Source organism: Acinetobacter sp. FDAARGOS_558, assembly GCF_003937785.1.
Classification (GTDB): domain Bacteria; phylum Pseudomonadota; class Gammaproteobacteria; order Pseudomonadales; family Moraxellaceae; genus Acinetobacter; species Acinetobacter baumannii.
The window spans coordinates 79,544-101,981 of record NZ_RKJH01000001.1 but is presented as its reverse complement, the minus strand read 5'-3'; the positions used below and the strand labels follow the sequence as shown (position 1 = coordinate 101,981).

20 protein-coding genes and 1 pseudogene are annotated in these 22,438 nt (G+C 36.9%); 7 read left to right on the top strand and 14 right to left on the bottom strand.

Going from position 1 to position 22,438, the window contains the following annotated elements; genetic code table 11:
* Positions 1-9 precede the first annotated feature (9 nt).
* On the bottom strand, positions 10-1,767 hold the full coding sequence (locus tag EGT34_RS00465; protein ID WP_024437332.1) for an ATP-binding cassette domain-containing protein: 1,758 nt from the start codon (positions 1,765-1,767) through the stop codon (positions 10-12).
* Positions 1,760-2,782, bottom strand: a complete 1,023-nt coding sequence (locus EGT34_RS00460) for an HlyD family efflux transporter periplasmic adaptor subunit (RefSeq protein ID WP_001036883.1) — start codon at positions 2,780-2,782, stop codon at positions 1,760-1,762. Before EGT34_RS00460 ends, EGT34_RS00465 begins: the two co-directional genes overlap by 8 nt.
* Positions 2,783-2,900: 118 nt before the next feature.
* Between EGT34_RS00460 and EGT34_RS00455 the strand changes: the two genes are divergently transcribed.
* Positions 2,901-3,548 carry a CerR family C-terminal domain-containing protein gene (locus tag EGT34_RS00455; RefSeq protein WP_000091620.1) on the top strand — a complete coding sequence of 216 codons (648 nt, stop codon included), beginning with the start codon at positions 2,901-2,903 and terminating at the stop codon, positions 3,546-3,548.
* Here the strand turns inward: EGT34_RS00455 and lpxB are convergent.
* A complete protein-coding gene (gene lpxB, locus EGT34_RS00450; protein ID WP_125305475.1) occupies positions 3,545-4,720 on the bottom strand; it encodes a lipid-A-disaccharide synthase in 1,176 nt (391 codons plus the stop codon). The two genes, EGT34_RS00455 and lpxB, sit on opposite strands and share 4 nt — an antisense overlap.
* Before the next feature lie 221 nt (positions 4,721-4,941).
* Between lpxB and EGT34_RS00445 the strand changes: the two genes are divergently transcribed.
* From EGT34_RS00445 to EGT34_RS00420, 6 genes and pseudogenes are all read left to right on the top strand, one after another.
* The gene (locus tag EGT34_RS00445) at positions 4,942-7,041 is read left to right on the top strand and encodes a TonB-dependent siderophore receptor (protein ID WP_001025083.1); all 2,100 of its coding nucleotides are present in this window, start codon (positions 4,942-4,944) and stop codon (positions 7,039-7,041) included.
* A 60-nt stretch (positions 7,042-7,101) separates the two neighbouring features.
* Complete coding sequence (locus tag EGT34_RS00440) at positions 7,102-7,401, top strand: hypothetical protein (RefSeq protein ID WP_000091759.1); 300 nt, start codon at positions 7,102-7,104, stop codon at positions 7,399-7,401.
* Positions 7,394-8,950 (top strand): annotated as a pseudogene (locus EGT34_RS00435) (PepSY-associated TM helix domain-containing protein). The gene EGT34_RS00440 and the pseudogene EGT34_RS00435 overlap by 8 nt, the downstream one beginning before the upstream one ends.
* Complete coding sequence (locus EGT34_RS00430) at positions 8,947-9,249, top strand: hypothetical protein (RefSeq protein WP_000971112.1); 303 nt, start codon at positions 8,947-8,949, stop codon at positions 9,247-9,249. The pseudogene EGT34_RS00435 and the gene EGT34_RS00430 overlap by 4 nt, the downstream one beginning before the upstream one ends.
* A 132-nt stretch (positions 9,250-9,381) precedes the next feature.
* Positions 9,382-10,269: a sulfite exporter TauE/SafE family protein gene (locus EGT34_RS00425; protein WP_000011876.1), complete on the top strand. Its 888-nt coding sequence runs from the start codon at positions 9,382-9,384 to the stop codon at positions 10,267-10,269.
* 96 nt (positions 10,270-10,365) lie between these two features.
* The gene (locus tag EGT34_RS00420; protein WP_000572395.1) at positions 10,366-11,475 is read left to right on the top strand and encodes a 3-deoxy-7-phosphoheptulonate synthase; all 1,110 of its coding nucleotides are present in this window, start codon (positions 10,366-10,368) and stop codon (positions 11,473-11,475) included.
* Between the two features lie 75 nt (positions 11,476-11,550).
* Here EGT34_RS00420 and EGT34_RS00415 read toward each other — a convergent pair whose 3' ends face one another.
* The 11 genes from EGT34_RS00415 to EGT34_RS00365 all read right to left on the bottom strand — a co-directional run bounded on the left by EGT34_RS00415 (position 11,551) and on the right by EGT34_RS00365 (position 22,366).
* Entirely contained in the window at positions 11,551-12,294 is a 744-nt protein-coding gene (locus EGT34_RS00415; RefSeq protein ID WP_024437166.1) for an adenosylcobinamide-GDP ribazoletransferase, read from the bottom strand.
* A 106-nt stretch (positions 12,295-12,400) separates the two neighbouring features.
* The gene (locus EGT34_RS00410; protein ID WP_001023040.1) at positions 12,401-13,969 is read right to left on the bottom strand and encodes a histidine-type phosphatase; all 1,569 of its coding nucleotides are present in this window, start codon (positions 13,967-13,969) and stop codon (positions 12,401-12,403) included.
* A 124-nt stretch (positions 13,970-14,093) separates the two neighbouring features.
* Positions 14,094-14,693 carry a histidine phosphatase family protein gene (locus EGT34_RS00405; RefSeq protein ID WP_001051571.1) on the bottom strand — a complete coding sequence of 200 codons (600 nt, stop codon included), beginning with the start codon at positions 14,691-14,693 and terminating at the stop codon, positions 14,094-14,096.
* On the bottom strand, positions 14,686-15,741 hold the full coding sequence (gene cobT, locus EGT34_RS00400; RefSeq protein WP_001104718.1) for a nicotinate-nucleotide--dimethylbenzimidazole phosphoribosyltransferase: 1,056 nt from the start codon (positions 15,739-15,741) through the stop codon (positions 14,686-14,688). The genes EGT34_RS00405 and cobT overlap by 8 nt, the downstream gene beginning before the upstream one ends.
* A 1-nt stretch (position 15,742) precedes the next feature.
* The gene (gene cobU / locus EGT34_RS00395) at positions 15,743-16,261 is read right to left on the bottom strand and encodes a bifunctional adenosylcobinamide kinase/adenosylcobinamide-phosphate guanylyltransferase (RefSeq protein WP_000939711.1); all 519 of its coding nucleotides are present in this window, start codon (positions 16,259-16,261) and stop codon (positions 15,743-15,745) included.
* On the bottom strand, positions 16,249-16,875 hold the full coding sequence (locus EGT34_RS00390; protein WP_000249275.1) for a 2'-5' RNA ligase family protein: 627 nt from the start codon (positions 16,873-16,875) through the stop codon (positions 16,249-16,251). The genes cobU and EGT34_RS00390 overlap by 13 nt, the downstream gene beginning before the upstream one ends.
* A 104-nt stretch (positions 16,876-16,979) precedes the next feature.
* Complete coding sequence (gene mtlD, locus EGT34_RS00385) at positions 16,980-19,127, bottom strand: bifunctional mannitol-1-phosphate dehydrogenase/phosphatase (protein WP_031971901.1); 2,148 nt, start codon at positions 19,125-19,127, stop codon at positions 16,980-16,982.
* A gap of 330 nt (positions 19,128-19,457) precedes the next feature.
* Complete coding sequence (locus EGT34_RS00380; RefSeq protein WP_000956973.1) at positions 19,458-20,078, bottom strand: GNAT family N-acetyltransferase; 621 nt, start codon at positions 20,076-20,078, stop codon at positions 19,458-19,460.
* A gap of 135 nt (positions 20,079-20,213) precedes the next feature.
* Positions 20,214-20,552 carry a hypothetical protein gene (locus tag EGT34_RS00375; RefSeq protein ID WP_000006582.1) on the bottom strand — a complete coding sequence of 113 codons (339 nt, stop codon included), beginning with the start codon at positions 20,550-20,552 and terminating at the stop codon, positions 20,214-20,216.
* Positions 20,549-22,072 carry a PepSY-associated TM helix domain-containing protein gene (locus EGT34_RS00370; protein WP_001011338.1) on the bottom strand — a complete coding sequence of 508 codons (1,524 nt, stop codon included), beginning with the start codon at positions 22,070-22,072 and terminating at the stop codon, positions 20,549-20,551. The genes EGT34_RS00375 and EGT34_RS00370 overlap by 4 nt, the downstream gene beginning before the upstream one ends.
* A complete protein-coding gene (locus EGT34_RS00365) occupies positions 22,073-22,366 on the bottom strand; it encodes a hypothetical protein (protein WP_000018791.1) in 294 nt (97 codons plus the stop codon). It abuts the gene before it with no gap.
* Positions 22,367-22,438: the final 72 nt, after the last annotated feature.

Below are 22,438 nucleotides of genomic sequence, written 5' to 3'. Positions count from 1 at the left end.
GTAGGTCTCCTAACCCGCATGCCTTAATGCACGTGCTTGTTCCACAATTGCAATAAAAGCCTCATTCATATCAACAATATGTTTATCTTTACTTGCCAATTCGCGGACCTGTTGAGGAGAACCTAGGGCTAGTAACTTTCCTGCATCTTGTATGGCAATGCGGTCACAATATTCTGCTTCCTCCATAAAATGGGTGGTAATAATGATGGTAATGCCTTGATTTGCGAGTTTACCAATGCTGTACCAAAATAAACGCCGTGCAAGCGGGTCTATTCCACTCGTAGGTTCGTCTAAAAATAAAATTTCTGGTTCATGTAATAATGCAGCCGCCATAGATAAGCGCTGTTTATAACCACCAGGTAAATCACCGCTTTTAATTTGCGGCTTTAAATCATATTGTTGTAAAGCTTTATCAATTTGTTGATCTAGTTTTTTGCCCGATAAACCATAGGCTCCACCAAAGAACTTTAAGTTTTCCAACACAGTTAAATTGCTATACAGTGCAAATTTTTGAGAGACGTAGCCTACTTTAGCTCTTGCTTCAGCACGGGCCGTCCGTAAGTTTTTACCTGCAACTTCTAGGTAACCGCTACTTGCCGGTAGTAACCCACATAACATGCGAAATGTCGTGGTTTTACCAGCTCCATTTGGTCCAAGTAACCCAAAGATCTCTCCACGCTGTACAGTAAATGACGTATTGGCAACAGCAGTAAAATCTCCAAAAGTTCTGACTAAATCTTTAACTACAATGACCGCTTGGTCTGATTGCGAATTATTGTTTTGTTCTGATCGAAAAGTTTGCTGAGAAATAGAGATTTGTTGTTTTTGATTTTGTTGTAACAACATCATAAAAGCATCTTCGAGTTCAGCTGGTCGCCTATTTGCCACTAGCCCCAGAGGTAAAATATTTGTTGATAGTTCTTTTTGGCGGCTAATAAAGTTTACTTGCTCTCCCCTTGGCACTGCATCAATAATCTCTCCAGAATTTCCAAGTAACTGGGCTTGTACAATCCGAGTCTTAATCTGCTCTGAAGGTTTTATTTTCCATGTTTGCTCATGTACTAACGCTTTTAATTGCTCAGGTGAACCTTGTCTTAAAATTTTGCCTTCGTGCATGATATACACGTAAGCGCACTTTTCTGCTTCATCCATATAAGCGGTACTTATAATTACACTTAAATTTTCTTCCTGAACAAGTTGTTCAATAATGATCCATAAATCCCGTCGTGATAAAGGGTCTACTCCAACACTAGGTTCATCGAGCAACAGTAACTCTGGGGAACGAACTAGAGTACATGCCAATCCTAGCTTTTGCTTCATTCCACCAGAAAGTTGTCCTGCTAGACGTTGAGTAAACTGAGTAAGATTCGTTATCTCCAATAAACGTTTAAATCTTTGGTTACGTACATTTTTTGGAACGCCGTGTAAGTCGGCATATAAATCTAAATTCTCTTGTACACTTAAGTCTTCATAGAGTCCAAAACGTTGTGGCATATAACTAATACAGTCTTGGACAACTTGAGGATGTTTTTCAATATCAAACCCAAGCACATGAAGAGAACCTGAACTCGCTTTATATAATCCTGCAATTAACCTTAATAAAGTTGTTTTACCCGCACCATCTGGACCGACTAAAGCGGTAAGTTCTCCTTTTTTGATTTGCATATTCAAATCAACAATTGCACTAATATCTGCTGAATTTTTATTTTCGGCTTTAAAAGTCATGAATAAATTATGGGCTTGAACCACTGCTTTACTATCAATCATGGGCTTTCTCACTTAAAGCAAGTGGGACTTTTACTGTCACAGGTTGACCCATTTTTAATTGATCATTCGGATCATTTACATACACCCGAACTTCGTAAACAAGTGTTGTTCTAATCTCTTCTGTCTGTACTGTTTTAGGTGTGAACTCAGCCACTGAAGATATATAGCCAATTTTTCCATTAATAGGCTGATTGGGATAAGCATCACGAATAACTTGAGCCGTGCCTCCCATTTTAATTGAACTTAAATCTTGTTCATTTACATACACACGAATCCATTTTGGATTGGTCAAGGCTAATGTATAAACGGCCTTTTGAGCAGTTGTCATGTCGCCAACTTCTTGCAACCGAGCTCGTACCACTGCATTTACAGGAGACCTTAGTTCTGCTTGAGTAAGGTTATACTTAATTAAATCTAAATTAGCCTTAATCACTTCATATTGTGCTCTGGTTGCTTCACGATCTTCTTTTCGTGCACCTTTAATTAATAATTCTAAATTGGCTTGTCTTTCACGGACCGCTGCCTCAGCACTATGTTGATTACTTTTGGCATAGTCGAGTTCTTGTTGGCTAATTGCTCGACCATCGGTACTACTTACCAAAATTTGTAAGCGTTGCAAGTTTTTATTGGTTTTATCAAGCTCAGCTTGGGCAGACGCAAGTTGAGCTTTTGCTTGGGTGATTTCTTCAGGGCGAGCTCCAATCTCTTGTTTAATAATTGCCTCTTGTTGAGCTTTAAGTTGTGCTTGAGCTTGCTTTGCCTGAATTTGTAATGCATTAGTATTAAGAGTCGCCAGTACTTGACCTGCTTGAACTTTATCGCCCTCTTGAACTAAAAGTTTCTGAATACGGCCAGACTGTTCAAATGCAAGTGAAACTTGGCGGATATCCACATTTCCATATAAAGTTAATACATTATTATCTAATTGTTTTTTATCATTATATCCCCATACCCAAAAGCCGATGGCAACTACAGCTATAACAACTAAAATGCCGGCAATCACTTTTTTATTCATCTTTTTGGCCTTCTTATTAAATTCAAATTTACATAGTTTAAATTCAATTTAAATTTAAATTACCTTAATCTTTGAATAAAAGATATACTTTTATGATGAAATAAAATTAGGTTTAAACATGTCCAGATCTAGACGAAGTGATGGTGACTTAACAAAGACTAAAATTATTGAGGCAGCAGGACCCTTAATCGCCCAATATGGTTTTGCAAAAACAGCAAACAAAACAATTGCCAAAGTAGCAAATGTCGATTTAGCGGCAATTAATTATCACTTTGATGGTCGAGATGGGCTATATCAAGCAGTGTTAATGGAAGCTCATGCCCATTATCTAGATGAACAATACTTACTAGAACTTGTTGAAAGTACTTACCCTCCCGAAGAAAAATTGAGTTTATTACTTGAAACTTTATTACATAAGTTGACGGAAAAAGATGTTTGGCATGGCAAAGTTTTTATTCGCGAACTGTTTTCACCTTCTGAGCATTTATTAAATTTTATTGAATTAACTGGTATGAGAAAATTTTTTCTTATTCGAAAGTTGATTAGTCAAGTGGCGAACTTAGATGAAAATGATCCGGCCGTTTTACCTTGTATTTTAAGCGTGATGACCCCTTGCATGATGCTTATTATTGCCGGGCCTAATGCTCAAGCACCTGAGCCACTTAAAAATATTGCTCAGATGCCCTTACATGATTTAGTTGAACACTTTAAAAAATTTTCATTAGCTGGATTAAAAGCAATTAGCCAATCAAATCTTAAAAATTAGCTATTCAAACATTGCAAAATGGCTTGAACCGGATCTTCTGTATTTCCAGAAATAAGCTGTTTATGCATAGTTAAATGTTGCATTACTTGAATTTGAGCAGTTTCAACATTCATTAGTTTTTCTATTTCAGCCGCTAAATTTTCAGGTGTTGCATCTGCCTGAATCAGCTCTTCAATTACTTTTTTACCCGCGATGATATTTGGCAAAGAGTAATAAGGTATTTTCACCAAGAATTTAGCAATTAAATAAGTTAACCAATGCAGTTTATAGAAAGTGACCATTGGTCTATGCATGAGCATGGCTTCTAATGTCGCCGTTCCAGACGCTAAGGCAATAATGTCACTCGCGTTCATGACCATACGACCAATTTTCGATTCGCTATCCGTATTTTCTAAAATATGAATTTTTGCTTTTAACTGCGGTGCTAATTGTTCAACCCCCTGCTCAATCTGCTGTTTGCGCGCATCATTAATTGCCGGAATTAAAAACTGAATATCTGGATATTTTGTATGCAAAATATTGGCTGCCCCCAATAGCATAGGAAGAAGTCTTTCTACTTCACCTTTGCGGCTACCAGGCAACAAAGCAATATGTTTTTGATTTTCATCAACACCCAATTCTTGTTTAGCAATTTGAATAGGGTTCTCAAGCGGTAACTGTTTAGCTAATGGATGGCCTACAAATGCCGCTGGAACTTCATATTGTTCATAAAAACCTTTTTCAAAAGGAAATAAGCAAAGTACTAAATCTATACTTTGTTTGATGCCATGTACTCGCCCTTGGCGCCATGCCCAAACTGACGGACTCACATATTGAACTGTTTTTATTGGTAGATTCTTTTCTTTGATACTTTTCGAAAGTCTGAGGTTAAAGTCTGGTGCATCAATACCAATAAAAATATCAACTGGATGCTGAGTCCATTGATTAATTAAGCCATCACGTACGGCGAATAGTTTTTTTAAGTCTTTTAATACCTCAACAATGCCCATCACAGACAGAGTTTCCATTGGGTAATAACTGTTAAAACCTTCCGCAATCATTTGAGGGCCACCGATTCCCTCAAATTCAGCATCGATTCCCTGCTCACGAAAACTACGCATGAGTTTTACGCCGAGCGTATCTCCAGAAACTTCTCCAACTACAATGCCTATTTTAAGTTTTCGGTTTGCCAAGGCGATTTACCCAAGAATTTGAAATAATGCATTCTAGCATAGAGACTTATTAATCTTGAACTTGCCTAATCAATCCCAGCTAAACCTAGCCCTAGCACATCACTATCTAAAATTACATTCATACACTATCTTTTAATCTAAATTAACAATGTTATTTGAATTGTAGCTTACATTTACAAACAATAAAATAAATGAGAATTATTTACATTATCTTTAATCTTATGAATATCCCACTTCGACCATTTAAGTTGTCTGTAATCGCCTGCGCGATTTGTTATGCCAACCTCACCTATGCCCAAGATGCACAGGTACAAGCTTTGCAAACGATTCAAGTCAAAGCATCAAATGCAGAACAGTCTTCTGAACAGACCAAGGCATATAATGTTAAAAACTCAAGTAGTGCAACCAAGCTTAATATTGAGGCTAAGGAAACACCCCAAACCATTAATGTCGTTACTCGTCAGCAAATTGAAGATTTTGGCCTTACCAGTACTCGTGATGTTTTAAGTAATACACCAGGTGTGACAGTAACTGGATTAGAAACAAACCGAACAACTTATACTGCTCGTGGTTTTGATATTTCAAATATTTTGGTTGACGGAATCGGTATCCCTCAAGTTGATAGCTATAATTATAATAATAGTGATGCAGATAGCTATTTCTATGATCGCATTGAAATTGTAAAAGGTGCTGATGCTCTAACAAATGCTCTAGGTGATCCTGGGGCTACAATTAACTATATCCGTAAACGCCCTACTAAAGAATTTCAAGCAAATGCTGGGGTGAGCTATGGTTCATGGGATACGCAGCGCTATGAAGCTGATATCTCAGGTTCTCTTACACAAGATGGGCGAGTACGAGGACGTCTCGTAGGTTATGAGAAAGTCGGAGATTCTTATCTAGACCGCTATTCAGAAGAAAAAAACGGTTTTCAAGGAATTTTAGAAGCTGACGTTACAGACACTACAAATATTTCAGCAGGATATTCAAAAACTCGTCAATACGCTAATGGTTCGCAATGGGGTGCACTACCCTTAGTTAACTCAAAAGGAGAACCATTAAATTATTCACGCAACTATAATTATGCACCATCATGGACATACTACGATTGGGAAATTGATAATTATTTTGCCAATATTGAACAAAATTTATGGGGAGACTGGAAGCTAAGGTTAGGTTATAACCTTAAAAAATCAGAGGTTAAAGATAAAATGCTTTATCTCAATGGTTCTCCTTCTGCTACAGACAATACATCTGGTATTTCACTATTACCAGAAATTTATAATCAAAAATTTAAAGAAACTACAGCAAATGCAGATATTCAAGGTACGTTTAATTTATTAGGGCAGCAACACGAAGCAAATATTGGTTATAACTGGTCAAAGTATAATGCTCAAAGTGTTTATTCGTATGGTAGTAGTTTAGGCGTTATTACTACAGACTTACCAAGCTGGACACCTGAAGAACCGACTTGGGGAGACTTTACCTATGCTGACCCAGAAGAAAGAGTAATGAAGTCTGTTTACGGTGCCACACGTCTTCATCTAGGTGAGGATCTGAAATTTATCTTAGGTGCTAACTATACTGAAATCGAAACTTTGGATTATAAAAAGAATAAAGTTTCCCCGTATGCGGGTATTACATATAACTTTACTCCTGAATACACAGGTTATATGAGTTATACCTCTATTTTTAGGCCACAAACGGTTATCGATCTTTCTACTAAACAAACCGCTGTACCAGTAGAGGGTGAAAGTTATGAAGTAGGTGTAAAAAGCTCTTGGTTAGATGGTGCTTTAACTGGAAATATCGCTATCTTTAGAACAGACGAAGATAACTTTGCACTAAACCCATTATGGGATCCGCTCTATAATAAATACTCGTCACCAATAGGAACGATTAGATCGCAAGGGGTTGAAGTTGGATTAACTGGAAAATTAACTGATAACTTAGATTTAGTTTTTGGTTTCTCAACATTTAGTCTAAAAAATATGGAATCAGGTGAAAGAGGTAGACCAAATATCCCAACTCAAACACTTAACGTTTTAGCTTCTTATACTGTTCCCCAAATTCCAAAATTGAAAGTTGGTGCAAGCATTAAATGGCAAGATGATATACATGACACCTCTTATTCAACTGTAAAACAAGATGCTTACGCATTGCTTAATGTTATGGCCAGCTATGATTTAAACGAACATGTAATGTTCCAAGTGAATGGCAATAATCTAACAAATGAAAAGTATTTGACCGGTTTATCTGGTGGTCAGGGTTACTATGGTGCCCCAGCCAACTATACAGTTGCTGTAAAGTTTAAATATTAATAGCGTAGCCAATCCCAATTTGGGGTTGGCTTTCTTTTTATTTTTTATGTGTCAGTAAATATGTCCAGAACTTTAAATCTTCCGATGTTATATCGCATAAAAGTTTTCTATCGATTCTTAATTGTTTTCGGTATGGGTTATGCCTGTATGGCGTACTTAAGTCTTGGACTAACTGAAATTTTCCATTTGAACTTAGACAAACCAGAAGCTATCTATTTGGCGGCCTTTATTTCTATTTTGTTTTATGTATTTTTCGTGATTGTTGGTTTCTGCATCCAATCATTATTGCGACTGACCATTTTATCAATCGCATTATTTGCCCTTTTCTTTATTGTGACACGGACGGTAGGTTATGCATAAAGGTATACGTCAATCTATGGCATGGCTCCACTCGTGGACTGGTTTAATTTTTGGATGGCTCGTATTTGCTATTTTTTTAATGGGAAGTTTGTCTTATTACCGCCATGAAATTAATTTGTGGATGCAACCACCCCTTGCACAATTTGAAATAAAACAAGATGTGGCAATTAAAACGGCATATCAATACTTACAAGAACACGCTTCAGATGCTAAATCTTGGTATTTAACTGTTGCTACATCTGAAAGTCCGGTAAATACGATGTATTGGGAAAAACCAGATGGTAGTTATGGAAATGCAACCCTCGATGCAAACACTGGTCAAGAATTAAAACTTTCTGCGACTGAAGGCGGTGACTTTTTCTACCGTTTCCATTATCAACTTTTTGGTGTCCCGATATTAATTGGGCGGTTGGTCGTATCTTTAGCAGCTTTTATTATGTTGATTGCCTTAATCTCAGGCATTATTACTCATAAAAAAATCTTCACCGATTTTTTTACCTTGCGCACCTTTAAGTCGCAGCGCTCATGGTTAGATTTTCATAATGTTTCATCTGTTATTGCACTGCCCTTCTTTTTAACAGTTACTTTTACTGGCTTGGCTATTTTCTTCTATTTATATTTACCTTGGGGAATGCAAAAACTCTATCCAGAGAATCCATATCAATATTTCAATGATATACGTACAAAAACAGTCACAGAAAGTACAACACCGCATCCTGCACAGAATTTACCAGTTTAAAAGCTATTAGCCCAACTTAAACAGCGTTGGGGAAATCAAACTTTAGCAACTATGAGTGTTAAAAACCCAAATACGAATCAGGCTCAAATTACGTTTATTCAGCAAGAAGACCATTCTATTACCCGTAATCAAGCACAAATCACATTAGATGCTACAACTGCTAAAGTCTTGGGTGATACACGTAATCATAGTCCTATTGCCACACTTTATGCGGGAGTATATGGCCTACATATGGCAACTTTTGCTCAGCCTCTACTTCGCTTAGGATTGTTTTTCTCTGGCATTTTAGGCTGTGTAATGATTGCCTCTGGCTTGTTGCTTTGGAGTCTTAAACGCCAACTTCAAAGTAAAAATAGTCAGTTTCATTTAGGGCACTATTTAGTTGACCGTTTAAATGTTGCTACCTTTGTAGGTTTGCCTTGTGCAACTCTTGCTTATTTGTATGCGAATCGATTGTTTACTGTCACGGCCACCACTGTTAATTATGAAATTTATAGTTTCTTCTTCGTGTGGCTCATGAGCTTTATTATTGCGCTCATCACTAAAAAACAATATTTATGGCAAACTCAGCTAGGTATTTTTATTCTACTTTGTATTGCACTCCCTGTCTTGAATATAAGTTATTTACTAAAAAACAATTATATTCAAAACTTTAGTAGTTATTGGGATTTTGCACGTATAGATATATTTTTCTGGTTATTTGCAGCTCTAGCCTTTTTTATATTTCTTAAAATTAAGCCTATTCAACATAAAGCTTCAGATAAAATTCAAAAAAAGCTGAGTAAGTTAAATATTGAGGTGAATTCATGATGTTCTTTGTGTTTATCCTAACTTTACTAGGCATGTATTTACTATTCATATCGACTGAAAAATATCGCTCACCGAAATCAACTGGTCATTTCAAACCTCTAGCTCAAAAATATTATTCATTGTTAAAGATAGCGGCTTTTCTATTATTTGCTTTGAGCGGGTTTATTCTCATCAAAAAATATGGTTTTTCAATTGGTTTTGTCAGCTGGTGGATCTTTGCAACACCCTTAACCTTTTTGCTGATACTTTGGCTTAATCCGCTCAAGCCATCAAAAACTTCCTCTAAGTCATCAATTTGAATAAAATTTCCTCAAGCTAAGCATGATTTTGATTGCTTAGCTTTTTTTTGCATAAGTAAATCATTATTCATGACAACTGTTTATCTCTAAAAGGAATAAGATATCTGCGTTTCGTGATAAGTGGCGATAAAGATGTCTGGTGCTTTTGAATTTATCTTGGCAGGTATGTTAGTTGGCTTCTGTGTAGGTATTACAGGAGTTGGTGGTGGATCATTAATGACACCAATTTTAATTGGTCTTTTTAGGATTGAACCGCATATCGCAATTGGTACTGATTTACTTTACGCCGCGATCTCTAAGTTCTGTGGATCGATGGTTCACGCAAAAAAACTTAATATCGTCTGGCCGATTGTTTTATGGCTAGCGGTCGGTAGTATTCCTGCATCTTTTGGTACTGCGTGGGTACTTGAGCATTATTTAAGTCAGTCAACTCATTATAAAGCTGTATTAACCATGGTATTAGGCTTTATGTTGACCTTAACTGGTGTTTCTATCATTTTCCGTACTCGGATTGAAAAGTTCTTTAATAAATTCCGAAATAAAGAGAATACTCAAACTGAAAATGAGCAATTAGCTGTTCAAAATAAACGCACCTATATTGTGATTATGGGTATTATTTTGGGCGTATTCGTAACACTATCCTCAGTCGGCGCTGGTGCCTTTGGAATTATGGCACTTGTAATCATGTTCCCTAACTTACCAATGATTCGTATTATTGGTTCCGATGTCGTACACGCTGTACTCTTAACCCTAGTCGCAGGTCTTGGGCATATGAGTGCCGGTAATGTCGACTTTGTGCTGCTTATGTGGTTATTAGTAGGTTCAATTCCGGCAATTATTATTGGAACATTAATTAGCTCACGTATGCCGGAACGTTTAATCCGTAAAATTTTGGGTATTACACTATTTGCTCTTGGTGTTAACTTTATGGTCCACCCAGTCAAAGCCAAACCAAAAGCAGCTGTGGTACAACAACAAGCAGTAGTTGCTGAAAAAACAGGCAACTCGACCGAAAGATAGTAAAATCAATGGGATTTTTCCAAACTGAATTGCCATGAGATGTAGTATTTTCATAATTATTTCATGGTATATTCAGTACACAAAACAACCTTTAGTATGATCGAACCAGTGACAGCAATGACTACACATTCAAATTCCGTTTCCAAGCCAGATATCGACGACGTTAACATTAAAAGCATCCAAACTCTTGTAACACCAGCTGAGCTTAAATCAGAACTTCCGTTATCTGATATTGCTTCACAAACTGTTCTAAAAGGCCGCGAAACTATTCGTAATATTTTAGATGGTTCAGATAAACGTTTATTTGTCGTTATTGGTCCTTGCTCTATTCATGATCCAAAAGCTGCTCACGAATATGCTGATCGCCTAAAAGCGCTAAGCGAAAAGGTTAAAGATACTTTATATCTGGTTATGCGTGTATATTTTGAAAAACCACGTACTACAATTGGCTGGAAAGGCTTAATTAATGATCCGGATATGAATGACTCATTTAACATCGAAAAAGGTTTACGTATTGGTCGTAAACTTTTGCTTGAGTTAAATGAAAAAGGCTTACCTTGTGCAACAGAAGCACTTGACCCTAACTCTCCACAGTACTATCAAGACTTAATTTCTTGGTCTGCGATTGGTGCACGTACAACCGAAAGCCAAACTCACCGCGAAATGTCTTCTGGTCTATCATCACCAGTAGGTTTTAAAAATGGTACAGACGGCGGTTTAACTGTTGCAACCAATGCCATGCAGTCTGTTAAATATGGCCATAGTTTCTTAGGCTTAAATGAAGACGGTCAGGTTTCAATCATTAATACAAAAGGTAACCCTTACGCACATGTGGTATTGCGTGGTGGTAACGGTAAACCAAACTACGATGCTGGCTCTGTTGCAGAAGCAGAAAACGCTTTAGCGAAAGCAAAAGTGAGCAACAAAATTATGATTGATGCAAGCCACGCTAACTCGAATAAAGACCCTTACTTACAGCCGCTTGTTCTTAAAAACATTACTGAACAGATTTTAGACGGCAATAAGTCAATTGTAGGTATTATGGTCGAAAGTCATCTAAAAGGTGGTCGCCAAGATATTCCTGACAATCTTTGTGACCTTGAATATGGTAAATCAGTAACTGATGGTTGTATTGACTGGGAAACTACTGAAAAGACCTTGCTTGAAATGCATGAAGCTTTAAAAGAAGTTTTACCAAACCGCTAATTCATCTTTTTAAGATTGAAAATTAAGCCCTCATTTTTTGAGGGCTTTTTAATTTTATTGAGGTGGAATTTAACATCAAACTAAATAAAAATAACTTACGACAAAAGTAAAAATCAGTACAGTTTCACCTATGTCAATCGCTGCACCGACGGTATCCCCTGTAATACCGCCAATCCTTTTTATAAACACATGTCTTAAATAAACAAGACTGATTAAAAAACCAATGATGGCAATAAGCCCTTGCCACCCCCAATACAAAGGTAATAGCAGAACGAACCCAGTTATTATCCATGAAGCAGTTTTGGGTAAATGGTCTGTCAAAGAACGGCCTAAGCCTTTTTCGCGGACATATGGTGTAGTTAAAAACAAAATAGATGGCACCACACGCCCAAGGATAGGAATACATATTAAAAATAAAGATTGATGCTGTTCAATCAACACATAAACTAGTGCAAATTTGAGCAAACATATGATAACTAAGCTGAGGACTCCAATTGGACCACAACTTGGATCCTTCATGATTTGTAAAGTACGTAGTTTATCTCCAAAACCACCTACCCACGCATCGGCAGTATCTGCTAGCCCATCTAAATGCAATCCACCCGTTAGCCAGATCCATAAAGCGAGTACGGTTGCCGCAAGTAAAAGAGCGGGTAATTTAACAAAAATACAGGTAACAAGAAAAAGTATGCCCCCAATAATCAGACCAACTAGAGGATAAAACAGAATAGCTCGACCATTTTGTTGCGCCGTTGGTATTGTTTTTAGCTCAATAGGCAGAACAGTTAAAAATTGCAATGCTATCCAAAAAGGTGTCATATCCAAGTCTCTAACTGGTCTATATTTAAAAACAAATTGAATTATGAAGAAATAAAAATGGGAATAGCAATCCCTATTCCCATTAAAGACTTCAAAAACTGAAAATCTATTGCATTTGATAGCACTGTTTCAATTTGATGTAGTCGTAGTAAAAACTGGTTGGTGTATAACGTGCATAGTTACATGCAGATTTGAACAAAGTTTCTTTTTCGTTATAAAGCATTTTAACCAAAGTAGAGCCTTGGCTATTTTGGTAAATATCCCACTGTACATTTGCCGCCATAGGTGAAACTACTTCACCACGCCATGCACTTGTCGAGTAATTATAAGTCTGGCGTAGTGGTAACGGCTGCATCATATTATGCAAATCTAAGCTAGTTGCCAGAGGAATAACAATTTCAGCATGGGCAAACCGTAAAACTGCTTTGTAAGGTTGAGCTTTATTCACTACGGCGTCAACTTGTTGGAACAGATCCTGTTTAAGTCCTTGAGCGATTTCACTGGTGACTTGATTTGATTCTGTAAAGCTTGGACCTTTTTCGTAAAAATCATTGGCATCATTAAATTCAGCATAAAATTTTGCGGCTTCCAAAGGCATATATTTATCAAAATCAATACCTTTTAACTCATCTTTCATACCACCAGAAATTGAATAGAGTTCATAAATATAAGCCGCTGCATCAACTGCGCTGGCAATTGTATTTTTCCCCTTACCTTTTTCTGTAATTTGCTCACCTTTAGGCGAAGTTACTGTAAAGGATCCGGTATTGCTAAAGCTATAACCAGTGGTACCAAGCTTTTTAATGAAGTCAGCTTTAAAAATCGGGCTGAGTACCATTTGGGCAGTTTTTTCAGCCTGAGTATTTTTAGATAACTCATCTAACTTTTGAGCTAAATCTTTATTATTTTCTTCAAAATCTTGATAAGCCTGACTTGCATCATAAATTTTTTGTTGGCTAACACTCAGTGGTTGAGCTAAGTCTTCGTCTGCATTCAAGCTATGAAAATAAAGTTTAAAACGATCAACGCCACCATCTTCAATACTTGGCACACTTTCACTCGATAAATTGGTATAAGACAATGGAACAATTTTATCTTTCAGTTGGGGTTGTTGTTTAATGAGTTCAGCAGTGAAAAATTTAGCACTATCTACCGCACGGTCTACTCCTGAACTTTGTACCAATATAGACGCCTGCGTATTTAAAAGAGTTGGTAAGCGCTGTAATAAGCGATCGGCAATACCGCGGTGTTCTAAAATACCAGTCATGGTTTCATTTCCATAACCGTACTGACGGATCCCTTCAACACCATAACCTAACAAAATATTCGCTTTCATCATTGCTTCTAAATCAGCACCTAATTGCTCACCTAGTGGCGTTAAGGCATTTTCAGCTTTCGCCTGTTTCCATAAATTATAAAGTGCTAAATCATATTTCAGACTTGATAAACCTCTCGAACCGTGACGTGCCACTAACTCTGTAAAAACTGGCTGGAACCCAGTCGGCGCTTGTTCATAGCTTTTTAAGTCTTGTTGAGGTTGGTAAGGCGTTTTCGTTTGATAATATTTTGATGGGTTTGTAGATGGTGCAGTTTGAGCTTCTTGATCATCATTGTTATTACAAGCCGCGAGCAATAATGATGCTGCAAGCACAGTTGTTTTAAATAAAATATTCATAAGCCAGATGTGTGATTAATAAGAAATGCCAATAGCTTAGATACTAGCAATGACAGTTCTATTACACAGGCTAAAATAACATTTTAAAAATAATAACTTACAAGTGTATAAAAATATAAAACTACTATCTTAACTTAAAAGTTACTTGACCATCTGTTTCAGAAAATTCGAGTGAATATAATTTTCCAAGCTCTGCCGGCATTTTAAGTAAGTCATCTAGAGGCTGTTGTCTGGCTAAACAAGCCAATAGCTTAATCACACCGCCATGAGTAACAACTAAAGCATGCTGTAAGTTTTGCTTTTGCATATGCTCCAGCAAATCTTGAAAACCTTTAAGAACTCTTGTTTGAAACTGGTTTAATGTTTCTGCACGAGGTGGACAATATTGACTTGGTTTTTGCCAAAAGTTTGCCAGTAATTCGGGTGAAGTTTCATAAATTTGCTGAGTTGAGACGCCTTCCCATTCACCAAAATACATTTCTTTTAAGTCATGATTTACAAGTAAAGGGAGTTCTGCTGTTTTGGCCAGTTGCTCGGCAAAACAAGCACAACGTTTTAATGAAGAGCTTACAATGACATCCCATGTCTGGTCTGTAACTTGCTCAATGGTTGCCTGCATTTGCTGCCAACCTTTTGCTGTTAACTCATCATCTAAATGACCACGTAAGGTATGGCTATACTGGCTTTCTCCATGTCTAAGCAAATCAATCCTAAATTTAGCCAATTTTATTCCCGCTTACAGCCGCTTGAGCGAAGGTAGCCATTTGGTTATGTAAAGCGCAAGCCATTTTAACCAATGCTAAGGCAGTACCAGCACCGCTACCTTCACCCAAACGCAAATTCATATTTAAAATCGGCTCAGCATTGAGTTCTTGTAAAATACGACGGTGTCCATATTCCGCCGATTGATGACCAAAAAGCATCCAGTCACGCACTTGAGGATTCATCCGCACAGCACATAAAGCCGCTACAGAACTAATAAAACCATCGACAATGATAGGTAAGCCCACCTGCGCACAGCGAATGTAAGCACCGACAATTGCCGCAATTTCCAAACCACCTACAGCACATAGTGTTTTGAAGACATCACCAATGACATGTTTATGATGAAGTTCAATTGCCTTTTCAATTACTTCAATTTTATGTCTTAACTGATCAGCACCAATTCCTGTACCTACTCCAGTCAATTGCTCGGCAGTATCATTTAATAAAAGGCATGCTAAAGCAGAGGCAGAACAGGTATTTCCAATACCCATTTCACCCGCAATATAAATATCTGCTCCATTCGCTTTAGCAGTATCTACACTTTTTTTCCCTAACTCTAAGGCAGCACGGCACTCGTCAGCATTCATTGCAGCTTGTTTGGCAAAATTTGCTGTGCCGGCACGAATACAATGACGTTCAACACCTGCATATTCGTATGCTTCGCCTGCTGTACCGCAGTCAATCACTTGCAAATGAGCTTGATGATATTTGGCAATGACACTAATTGCCGCACCGCCAGTTGTGAAGTTTTGCAACATTTGACGGGTAACAGCTTGGGGATATGCAGAGATATTTTCTTCAACTACACCATGATCACCTGCAAAAATTGTGATCCATGGATGGCTAACTTGTGGATGTGCATTTGACTGTAAACTGGCAAGTGTAATTGCAATTTGCTCTAGATCGCCTAAGGCACCTGTAGGTTTGGTAAGTTGGAGTTGATGTTGCTCAGCTTGTTGTTTTGCATCTAAATTAGGTTGCTGTACGGATTCTAACCACCAGTTCATTTTACTTATCACCTTTTAAAATCATTGGAAAACCAGCCACACAAAACACAACTTTATCTGCAATTTGTCCTAAAGCCTGATGTAGCCTTCCTGCTTCATCGACAAAACGGCGGCTAATTTCACCAAGTGGCACAACGCCTAACCCCGTTTCATTACTTACTAAAATGATTTCTGACTCGAGTGTGGGTAAAACTCTTAACAGTTGCTCACACTCAAATTGTTGAATATTTTGATCTTCTAAAAGTAACAAATTGGTTAGCCAAAGTGTTAAACAATCCACCAGAATAATTTGGTTAGGTCGATCAATTTCTTGCAGAGTTTTTGCTAAAAATAATGGTTCTTCAACCAAAGACCAGTGAGCAGGACGCTGATTTTGATGATGGACGATTCGGCTTTGCATTTCTGGATCAAGCGCTTGTGCCGTAGCCACATAAGTGACAGCTAATTGCATAGATATGGCCGTTTGTTCAGCCAGTCGGCTTTTGCCAGAACGGGCACCACCTAAAATCAATTGCAACATGAATCACCTAAAAACAAATGCTGATACGAATACAGCTGACCTTGTAAAGTTTGAGCTTGATAATAGCCAAAGCTTAAATGCTCAACTTTAAGATCAAATTCAGCCTGTGTGTATTGTACAGGTAATTGAGAAATTTTTTGTAAAATCAAATTACTACTATAGTCTTTCTTATACAAACCCAATGTAATATGCGGACAGTAATCTAAAGCGGCAATTTCATTAGAAACTGTACCTAATTTTTGCCGTATGAGAGATAAGTTATTTTCGGTGTCTTGGACTTCTACAAATAAAGCACTACTAAAACTATCAACTGATCCAATTTTTAATTGAAATGGTGCAATATCTTCTTTTCTTAAAATTTCCCTTTGCTGCACAAAGTCACTAAAACAAAAGTCATCACCATGAACTTTATTTTCATGGGTCAAGAATCCACATATAAACAGCGTGACATGATATTGACGGTGATTAGGTTCTACTAGAAATTCTGAAAAATGCGCACGCAATTGATCTAGATAATGAACTAATTTCTGATCATTAATTTCTAGATACCACAATGCGTAATTTTGACGCCCAAGGTGCCATTCGGGATAATCCCGTATAGGTGTTGGCACCATGAGTGTGGAAGGTTTTAACAGCACAATTTTAATTCAAAATCATTCAAATTTTGTATTAAAACATGTTTGCCTTTCAATTGTTGAGGTTAATTCAATAAACACACTCAAATATATTGAGTTGGTGTAGTTTTGGTATTGTTCGACTTAATGTCCAAAGGTTGTTTACCTTGTTCAGAAAACAAATATTGGATAAGTTGAACCAACTCAGCTTCAAGCTGTCTTCTTTGAGTTGTACTCAAGTCTAGGTTCTGAATTTGTTGCTGCAAATGTTCAACTGCTTTAGTCTCTTCAACTTCTAAGAATTGAATCGCATAGGCATAACCTAAAGCAGCACCTTTTAATAAATTTTTATAAGGCAAATCATGACAAATATTCACTGCAATTGATGCCATGACACGTTCATTATGAGTGAGTTTGCGTAGTGGATCTCTAGCTACGCGTTGACAAGGATCTTTAAATGCATATTCACATGAGTCTAGAAAACTTTGTGACATTCGATCCAGATCTTTTGCATAGTTAGGTAATACAATTGCAAGTCCCTGCTTCACTTCTGCAATTAAGTTCTCTGCAAATGCTTTAACTAAATGATCACCCATGGCAATACCAATAGATTCATAACCCATTAAAGATGCATACCAAGCAAGCATCGCATGTACACCATTCCATAAACGATTTTTAATGAGTTGAATGTCAGTAATTTGGTCAACCAATACCACCTGACGCAACTTTTCAAGTAAAGGACTGCCTTTCTCTACATAGATTGGCATATCAGTTTCACTATGGAACAAGATTAAATCCATGCTTTGTAAGATATGTCCCGGCTGGAAATTACGGCGCATGTTATCAACATAGATAGAAGCCTGATTTAGTTGATCTGGAGTTAGTTTATTACAGTCTTCAATTTCGATTTGGTCTTCTTGCTCCACATCTTCTAAATGCTGTTCAAGAAAATTATGCTTAATACGAAGTTGACGATATAAATTCTGATTAGAAAGTTTTGAAACCATACGGTTTACAACGGTGTCGCAAAAGTAATGCTCTTTTAAAATATGCTCGGTTACATCTTCATCGTTGGTTAACTCTAGTAGAGCTTCTTTAAGATGCTTCATAACCAAATATTTCGCACCAACCTTATTTAAAATAATTAGAAAGGTTAAAGGTTCTATACATGTTTCAAGTTGCGAATTAAAACGCGCATATAACCCTTTTGCAATTATCTTTGATTCAGGTTCGATCGCTTGCTCAGGCAAACATAATGCAATCAAACTTGAATGAGTATACATCTCTAACATTTGTTGTTCATTGTCAGAATCAACAATGGTCATATTCTCAATACGTTCATCATAAGAAAATTGCCCATAGCGAATACTATAGGTTCCAAACGCATTTACAGCTTCGCGGAAAAGACTATTTCTTGTTGACGCAATTATACGTTTTGGTTTCGTATAACCATCCCAATGCGACAAGATCTGCGCTATATAACCACCGCCAATAGCACCGAAACCATGTATTCCAACCGTAAGCTGATTCAGACTTTGCGGAAAAGGTTCCTGTATCTCTGGCATATCCATAACAGGAATAAACTGGTCAAGATCTGTTAAGAAGTCATACATCTGATCATAATAAAAATGCGCTTTATCTAACATTTCATCATTTGGTTCTTTAATATCTTTTAATAAAATTGTTAGGCCTTTCGATGTATGCGCTGAAGTTAAACCATTTTCCGAATCTTCAAACATAAGACACTGGTTAGCGTCTAAATGAAGTTGACTAGCCGCTTTTAAAAAGATTTCTGGATGTGGCTTCCCTTGTTCTACTTCATCCCCACAAGTAATGACATCAAAAAATTTATAAACATTTGCATTAATTAAATATTCTTCGGCAATTGCTCTACGGCTTGAAGTAGCCACAGCCATTCTTAAACCAGATTTTCTTAAACGCTCTAGAACTTGAACCAAACCTTTTTTAATAGGTACGCCGTGTTTTCGAATATGTTCTAGTTCCATCTCATCGGCACGTTTTCGAATTTCCCTATATGGAACATCTACTCCGTATAAACGTTGTGCAAGCTTTTCCGCTGTAGTCGCACTTAACCCCAAACATTGCATTAAATATTCGTGTGAAAACTCCTGCCCAATGAGTTCTTGAGATGCCTGTTGCAATGTTTGAAACCGTAATCGCTCAGTGTCAAACATTGTCCCATCCATATCGAAGATAGCTCCATGAACAGGTTTTCCATGAAAAATAAGCACGTTTTTACCTCTTTTTTGATCATGTTTTATTCAGGGTATACAAAAAATTGCTAAAAAAGGCAGGATGATAATAAATGAAACATTAGTGGTTATTTTTTAATCAAAAATATAAGCAATCTGTTACTGAGAAGAATTAAACACTCAAAAAGGTTGAACAATATAGATAATTCTGAAACTGAGTTTAAACACAAAAGTAGCAAGCCTTCCTCGCTTACTACTTTTGCTTCTTCTTTTTATGCGCTGATCATGGTTATTTTTCTTAGGTCCATTTACTGCTAAACAAACCTGCATTGTTTTTATTATGTCTTGCAGGTCTACCCATACCAGAAATTAACTCGCTTTTTGCTGTAATTTTTGTTGCGATGCCTGGTATAACTCAAAAAATCTGTCATAGAACTTTTCACGGAAACAGTAATACAACATTGCCGTTTTTTCCGGCATTGGAATTAAGCCCTGCTCTTCATAGCACATGTCTTCTACTACAGCCGCATAAGGCTTCACTGTATGATCTGGCTCTCCTACAATTCTATTTGTTGGGGAATTTTCAAAAATATAGAAATTCAATAAACGAATTGTTGGGCGCAAAAAGCCTTGACCAAAAGCAGATTTCTCCCCAAATAGTAAATGCCAACCTAAATCATTGTCTTCACCTTTATAATAACGAGCTAGGCGATCACGCTTCCCTTCATAAATTTCGGCATACCCCACGTCTTGACCATTGATTCCTACAATCATTAAACGTTGATGATCATCAGCTAGCATTTTTTCAAAATAAACTTTGAGTTCTATTTCGCTTTTATTTAATTGCCACTGAGGAATAACGTGTGGCTCATGCATCCAACGGTGTAATAGTGGTATATCTTGAGGATACTGAACCTGACGTAATGAGTAGCTAACATCATTTTCAATATATTCAAAATAATCTGGGAGCTTTTGTGAAAGCGTAAGCATTATAACGGTCCTTGCTATGACATAACCTATAATTGATAATGATAATCATTTTTATTTAAGATGCAAGCTTATTTTTACTATTTTTTTTATTGCATAAATTATGGACAAAAAATTCAGCTTTCCCCCTACTAATATTTAAGGTACCCACTCAACAATCGAGAAAATAATTGCAACGACGATTACCATTAACCAAATAGGAATAAAATATTTTCTAAAAAAATAAAAAACAATAATTTGAAAAAAGAAAGCGGTTGTGATTATGGCAAAAAACCATGATAAGACTCCTACAGAGCTTCCTTCAAAGGAGCAATTCCAAAACAATGAACTAAGCAAAAATAATATGGTTGTTCCATATAAAATTCGTCTAGATGTACTTTTAAGCCAGCTATATTGAAGCTTTTTCTGAGCAAATTGGCTGAGCATGCATGCTTGCATCATGGCAGCAATAGCCCAAAATAATGATGCAAAGCTCATTTAGCCTCTCCTAACGTAATAAATTTGGTTTGGTAGAAGCGTAGTACTATTAAATAGAATAGCCCGAGCAGTATGAGCGCCAGATCGACACCAGCAAGAGACCAATGCACAGACTTTAAACTATTTAATAAAGAAGCTTCTGGTACCAGAACGACACTAATAACTGGAATAAGGAATAAAACAGCAGCCGTACTATATAGCATGATGATTATTCCCTTCCTTATTGAGCAGCTAAAGCTAATCAATAAGCTTAATAGCCATGCTATATAAAATGCTGAAACCTCGTATAGTTCCCTCGGCTCAAATGAAGCAGGTATAATCCGACTAACCATTAAATAAAAGGCTGAGGCAAAAGGCAGCCCTAAGAAAGTAAAAAAGTTCAAATGTCTTACTAATCTATATCCAAATTTCTTTTGTTCTTTGATGCGCTTTTTTTGCCATAGTAATGCGCCTGCAACCAACATGACACATCCGATTATTCCTAAACAAGCAAAAATAAAACGCATCCAGATAGAAGCAAAGTAACCTAAATGAATCCCATAACTTGATGAACCTAATTGTGCTATTGCACTTAAATTTCGTGGCTGATTGAGTCGTTCAGCCGTATTTGTTGCAAAAATATATTGAGGAGTATTTAAGGTAATAATATTTTTATAGTTATAGTCAAATGTAATCACGCCATCGGCTGTATTAGGCTTTTGAACTTCAAATTTATCTAAAATAGCTCCAGATTCTGTTCGCTTAGGCATTTGTGCCATGAATTGATTAAAAGGTTGCATCGCTTCTGTTAAGGAAGGTTCTCGAGGTTTTGCCACCTCGGTAAACTGCATTTCATTATAGAACTTAGGTATACCAGCTTTACCATATTGTTCCGATAACCCCCATGGTAAAACTAGATAAAATAAAATCAACAGTCCAGTAAAGGCCATCACCAAATAAAAAGGAAAAGTGATAACTCCTGTTATGTGATGAAGATCTAATAAAGAACGCTGTCCTTTAAAAGCCCTAAAGGTAAAAAACTCTTTAATAATTTTCTTATGCGTAATCACACCTGTGATTAAACTAATTAATAGAATTAAGGCAACAACTGCTACAACTAAGCTACCGAACGTGCTTGGCAAAGGATAAAGCGTGTAATGTAGTTTGAAAAAGAAATCTCCACCCAAAGTCTTCCGTATAGGCCCCAATAGCTCTCCGGTATTAGGGTTTTGTAGCTCTTGATGTTTCCCCTCTTTATCCTGCCATTGAAGTAGGTTCACAGGCATCCGCTCATTGGCTACTGTGACTCGCCATCTTTTGGCATTTGGTGCATGTTGGTTGAGATAGTTAAAAGCAGTTTGCGCAGAATGTTGTGCAGAAGGGATTGTTTGAATATGGCTGATTGCTTCTGGCTGTGCCCAAACATTAATTTCCGTCCGAAAATAAGCAATAGAGCCTGTAAAAAAAATGAAAAAGATAACCCAAAGAACAATAATTCCAAACCAACTATGTAGTATTGCCTGAATTTGACGAAAATTCATTTAAGCCACTCCCCATTTAGCTAATAGCCAATAGCTCACTAATAACACTACACCTAAGCTATTGATCATCCAAAACCATAGTTTTGATAAAATGGAACTCGTAAAGACAATATAAAAAATAAAAAAGATAAAACTGATAAATACCGAAAAATAAACATTCTCTGCTTTAGCAAAAGGTAACCATTTAGCCAAAACAAGGCTGAGCCATGAACTGTAGCAATAAGCGGCTAAACAGATAAAAAAGATCCTGCTATACGTAAAATTAAAATTTTCTTGTTTTTTTAGATGACTCATTTAAATGGCCTTAAAAATTTAAATATGCCAGATTTGATTGAAAGAAATACCTGCTCTATACAGGTATCTCTT

What these genes read in the sequence shown, in the direction of transcription:
- EGT34_RS00465 (WP_024437332.1), bottom strand. Translation starts at nt 1,767, where the DNA reads ATGATTGATAGTAAAGCAGTGGTTCAAGCCCATAATTTATTCATGACT.
- EGT34_RS00460 (WP_001036883.1), bottom strand. Translation starts at nt 2,782, where the DNA reads ATGAATAAAAAAGTGATTGCCGGCATTTTAGTTGTTATAGCTGTAGTT.
- EGT34_RS00455 (WP_000091620.1), top strand. Translation starts at nt 2,901, where the DNA reads ATGTCCAGATCTAGACGAAGTGATGGTGACTTAACAAAGACTAAAATT.
- EGT34_RS00445 (WP_001025083.1), top strand. Translation starts at nt 4,942, where the DNA reads ATGAATATCCCACTTCGACCATTTAAGTTGTCTGTAATCGCCTGCGCG.
- EGT34_RS00440 (WP_000091759.1), top strand. Translation starts at nt 7,102, where the DNA reads ATGTCCAGAACTTTAAATCTTCCGATGTTATATCGCATAAAAGTTTTC.
- EGT34_RS00430 (WP_000971112.1), top strand. Translation starts at nt 8,947, where the DNA reads ATGATGTTCTTTGTGTTTATCCTAACTTTACTAGGCATGTATTTACTA.
- EGT34_RS00425 (WP_000011876.1), top strand. Translation starts at nt 9,382, where the DNA reads ATGTCTGGTGCTTTTGAATTTATCTTGGCAGGTATGTTAGTTGGCTTC.
- EGT34_RS00420 (WP_000572395.1), top strand. Translation starts at nt 10,366, where the DNA reads ATGATCGAACCAGTGACAGCAATGACTACACATTCAAATTCCGTTTCC.
- EGT34_RS00415 (WP_024437166.1), bottom strand. Translation starts at nt 12,294, where the DNA reads ATGACACCTTTTTGGATAGCATTGCAATTTTTAACTGTTCTGCCTATT.
- EGT34_RS00410 (WP_001023040.1), bottom strand. Translation starts at nt 13,969, where the DNA reads ATGAATATTTTATTTAAAACAACTGTGCTTGCAGCATCATTATTGCTC.
- cobT (WP_001104718.1), bottom strand. Translation starts at nt 15,741, where the DNA reads ATGAACTGGTGGTTAGAATCCGTACAGCAACCTAATTTAGATGCAAAA.
- cobU (WP_000939711.1), bottom strand. Translation starts at nt 16,261, where the DNA reads ATGTTGCAATTGATTTTAGGTGGTGCCCGTTCTGGCAAAAGCCGACTG.
- EGT34_RS00390 (WP_000249275.1), bottom strand. Translation starts at nt 16,875, where the DNA reads ATGGTGCCAACACCTATACGGGATTATCCCGAATGGCACCTTGGGCGT.
- EGT34_RS00380 (WP_000956973.1), bottom strand. Translation starts at nt 20,078, where the DNA reads ATGCTTACGCTTTCACAAAAGCTCCCAGATTATTTTGAATATATTGAA.
- EGT34_RS00375 (WP_000006582.1), bottom strand. Translation starts at nt 20,552, where the DNA reads ATGAGCTTTGCATCATTATTTTGGGCTATTGCTGCCATGATGCAAGCA.
- EGT34_RS00370 (WP_001011338.1), bottom strand. Translation starts at nt 22,072, where the DNA reads ATGAATTTTCGTCAAATTCAGGCAATACTACATAGTTGGTTTGGAATT.
- EGT34_RS00365 (WP_000018791.1), bottom strand. Translation starts at nt 22,366, where the DNA reads ATGAGTCATCTAAAAAAACAAGAAAATTTTAATTTTACGTATAGCAGG.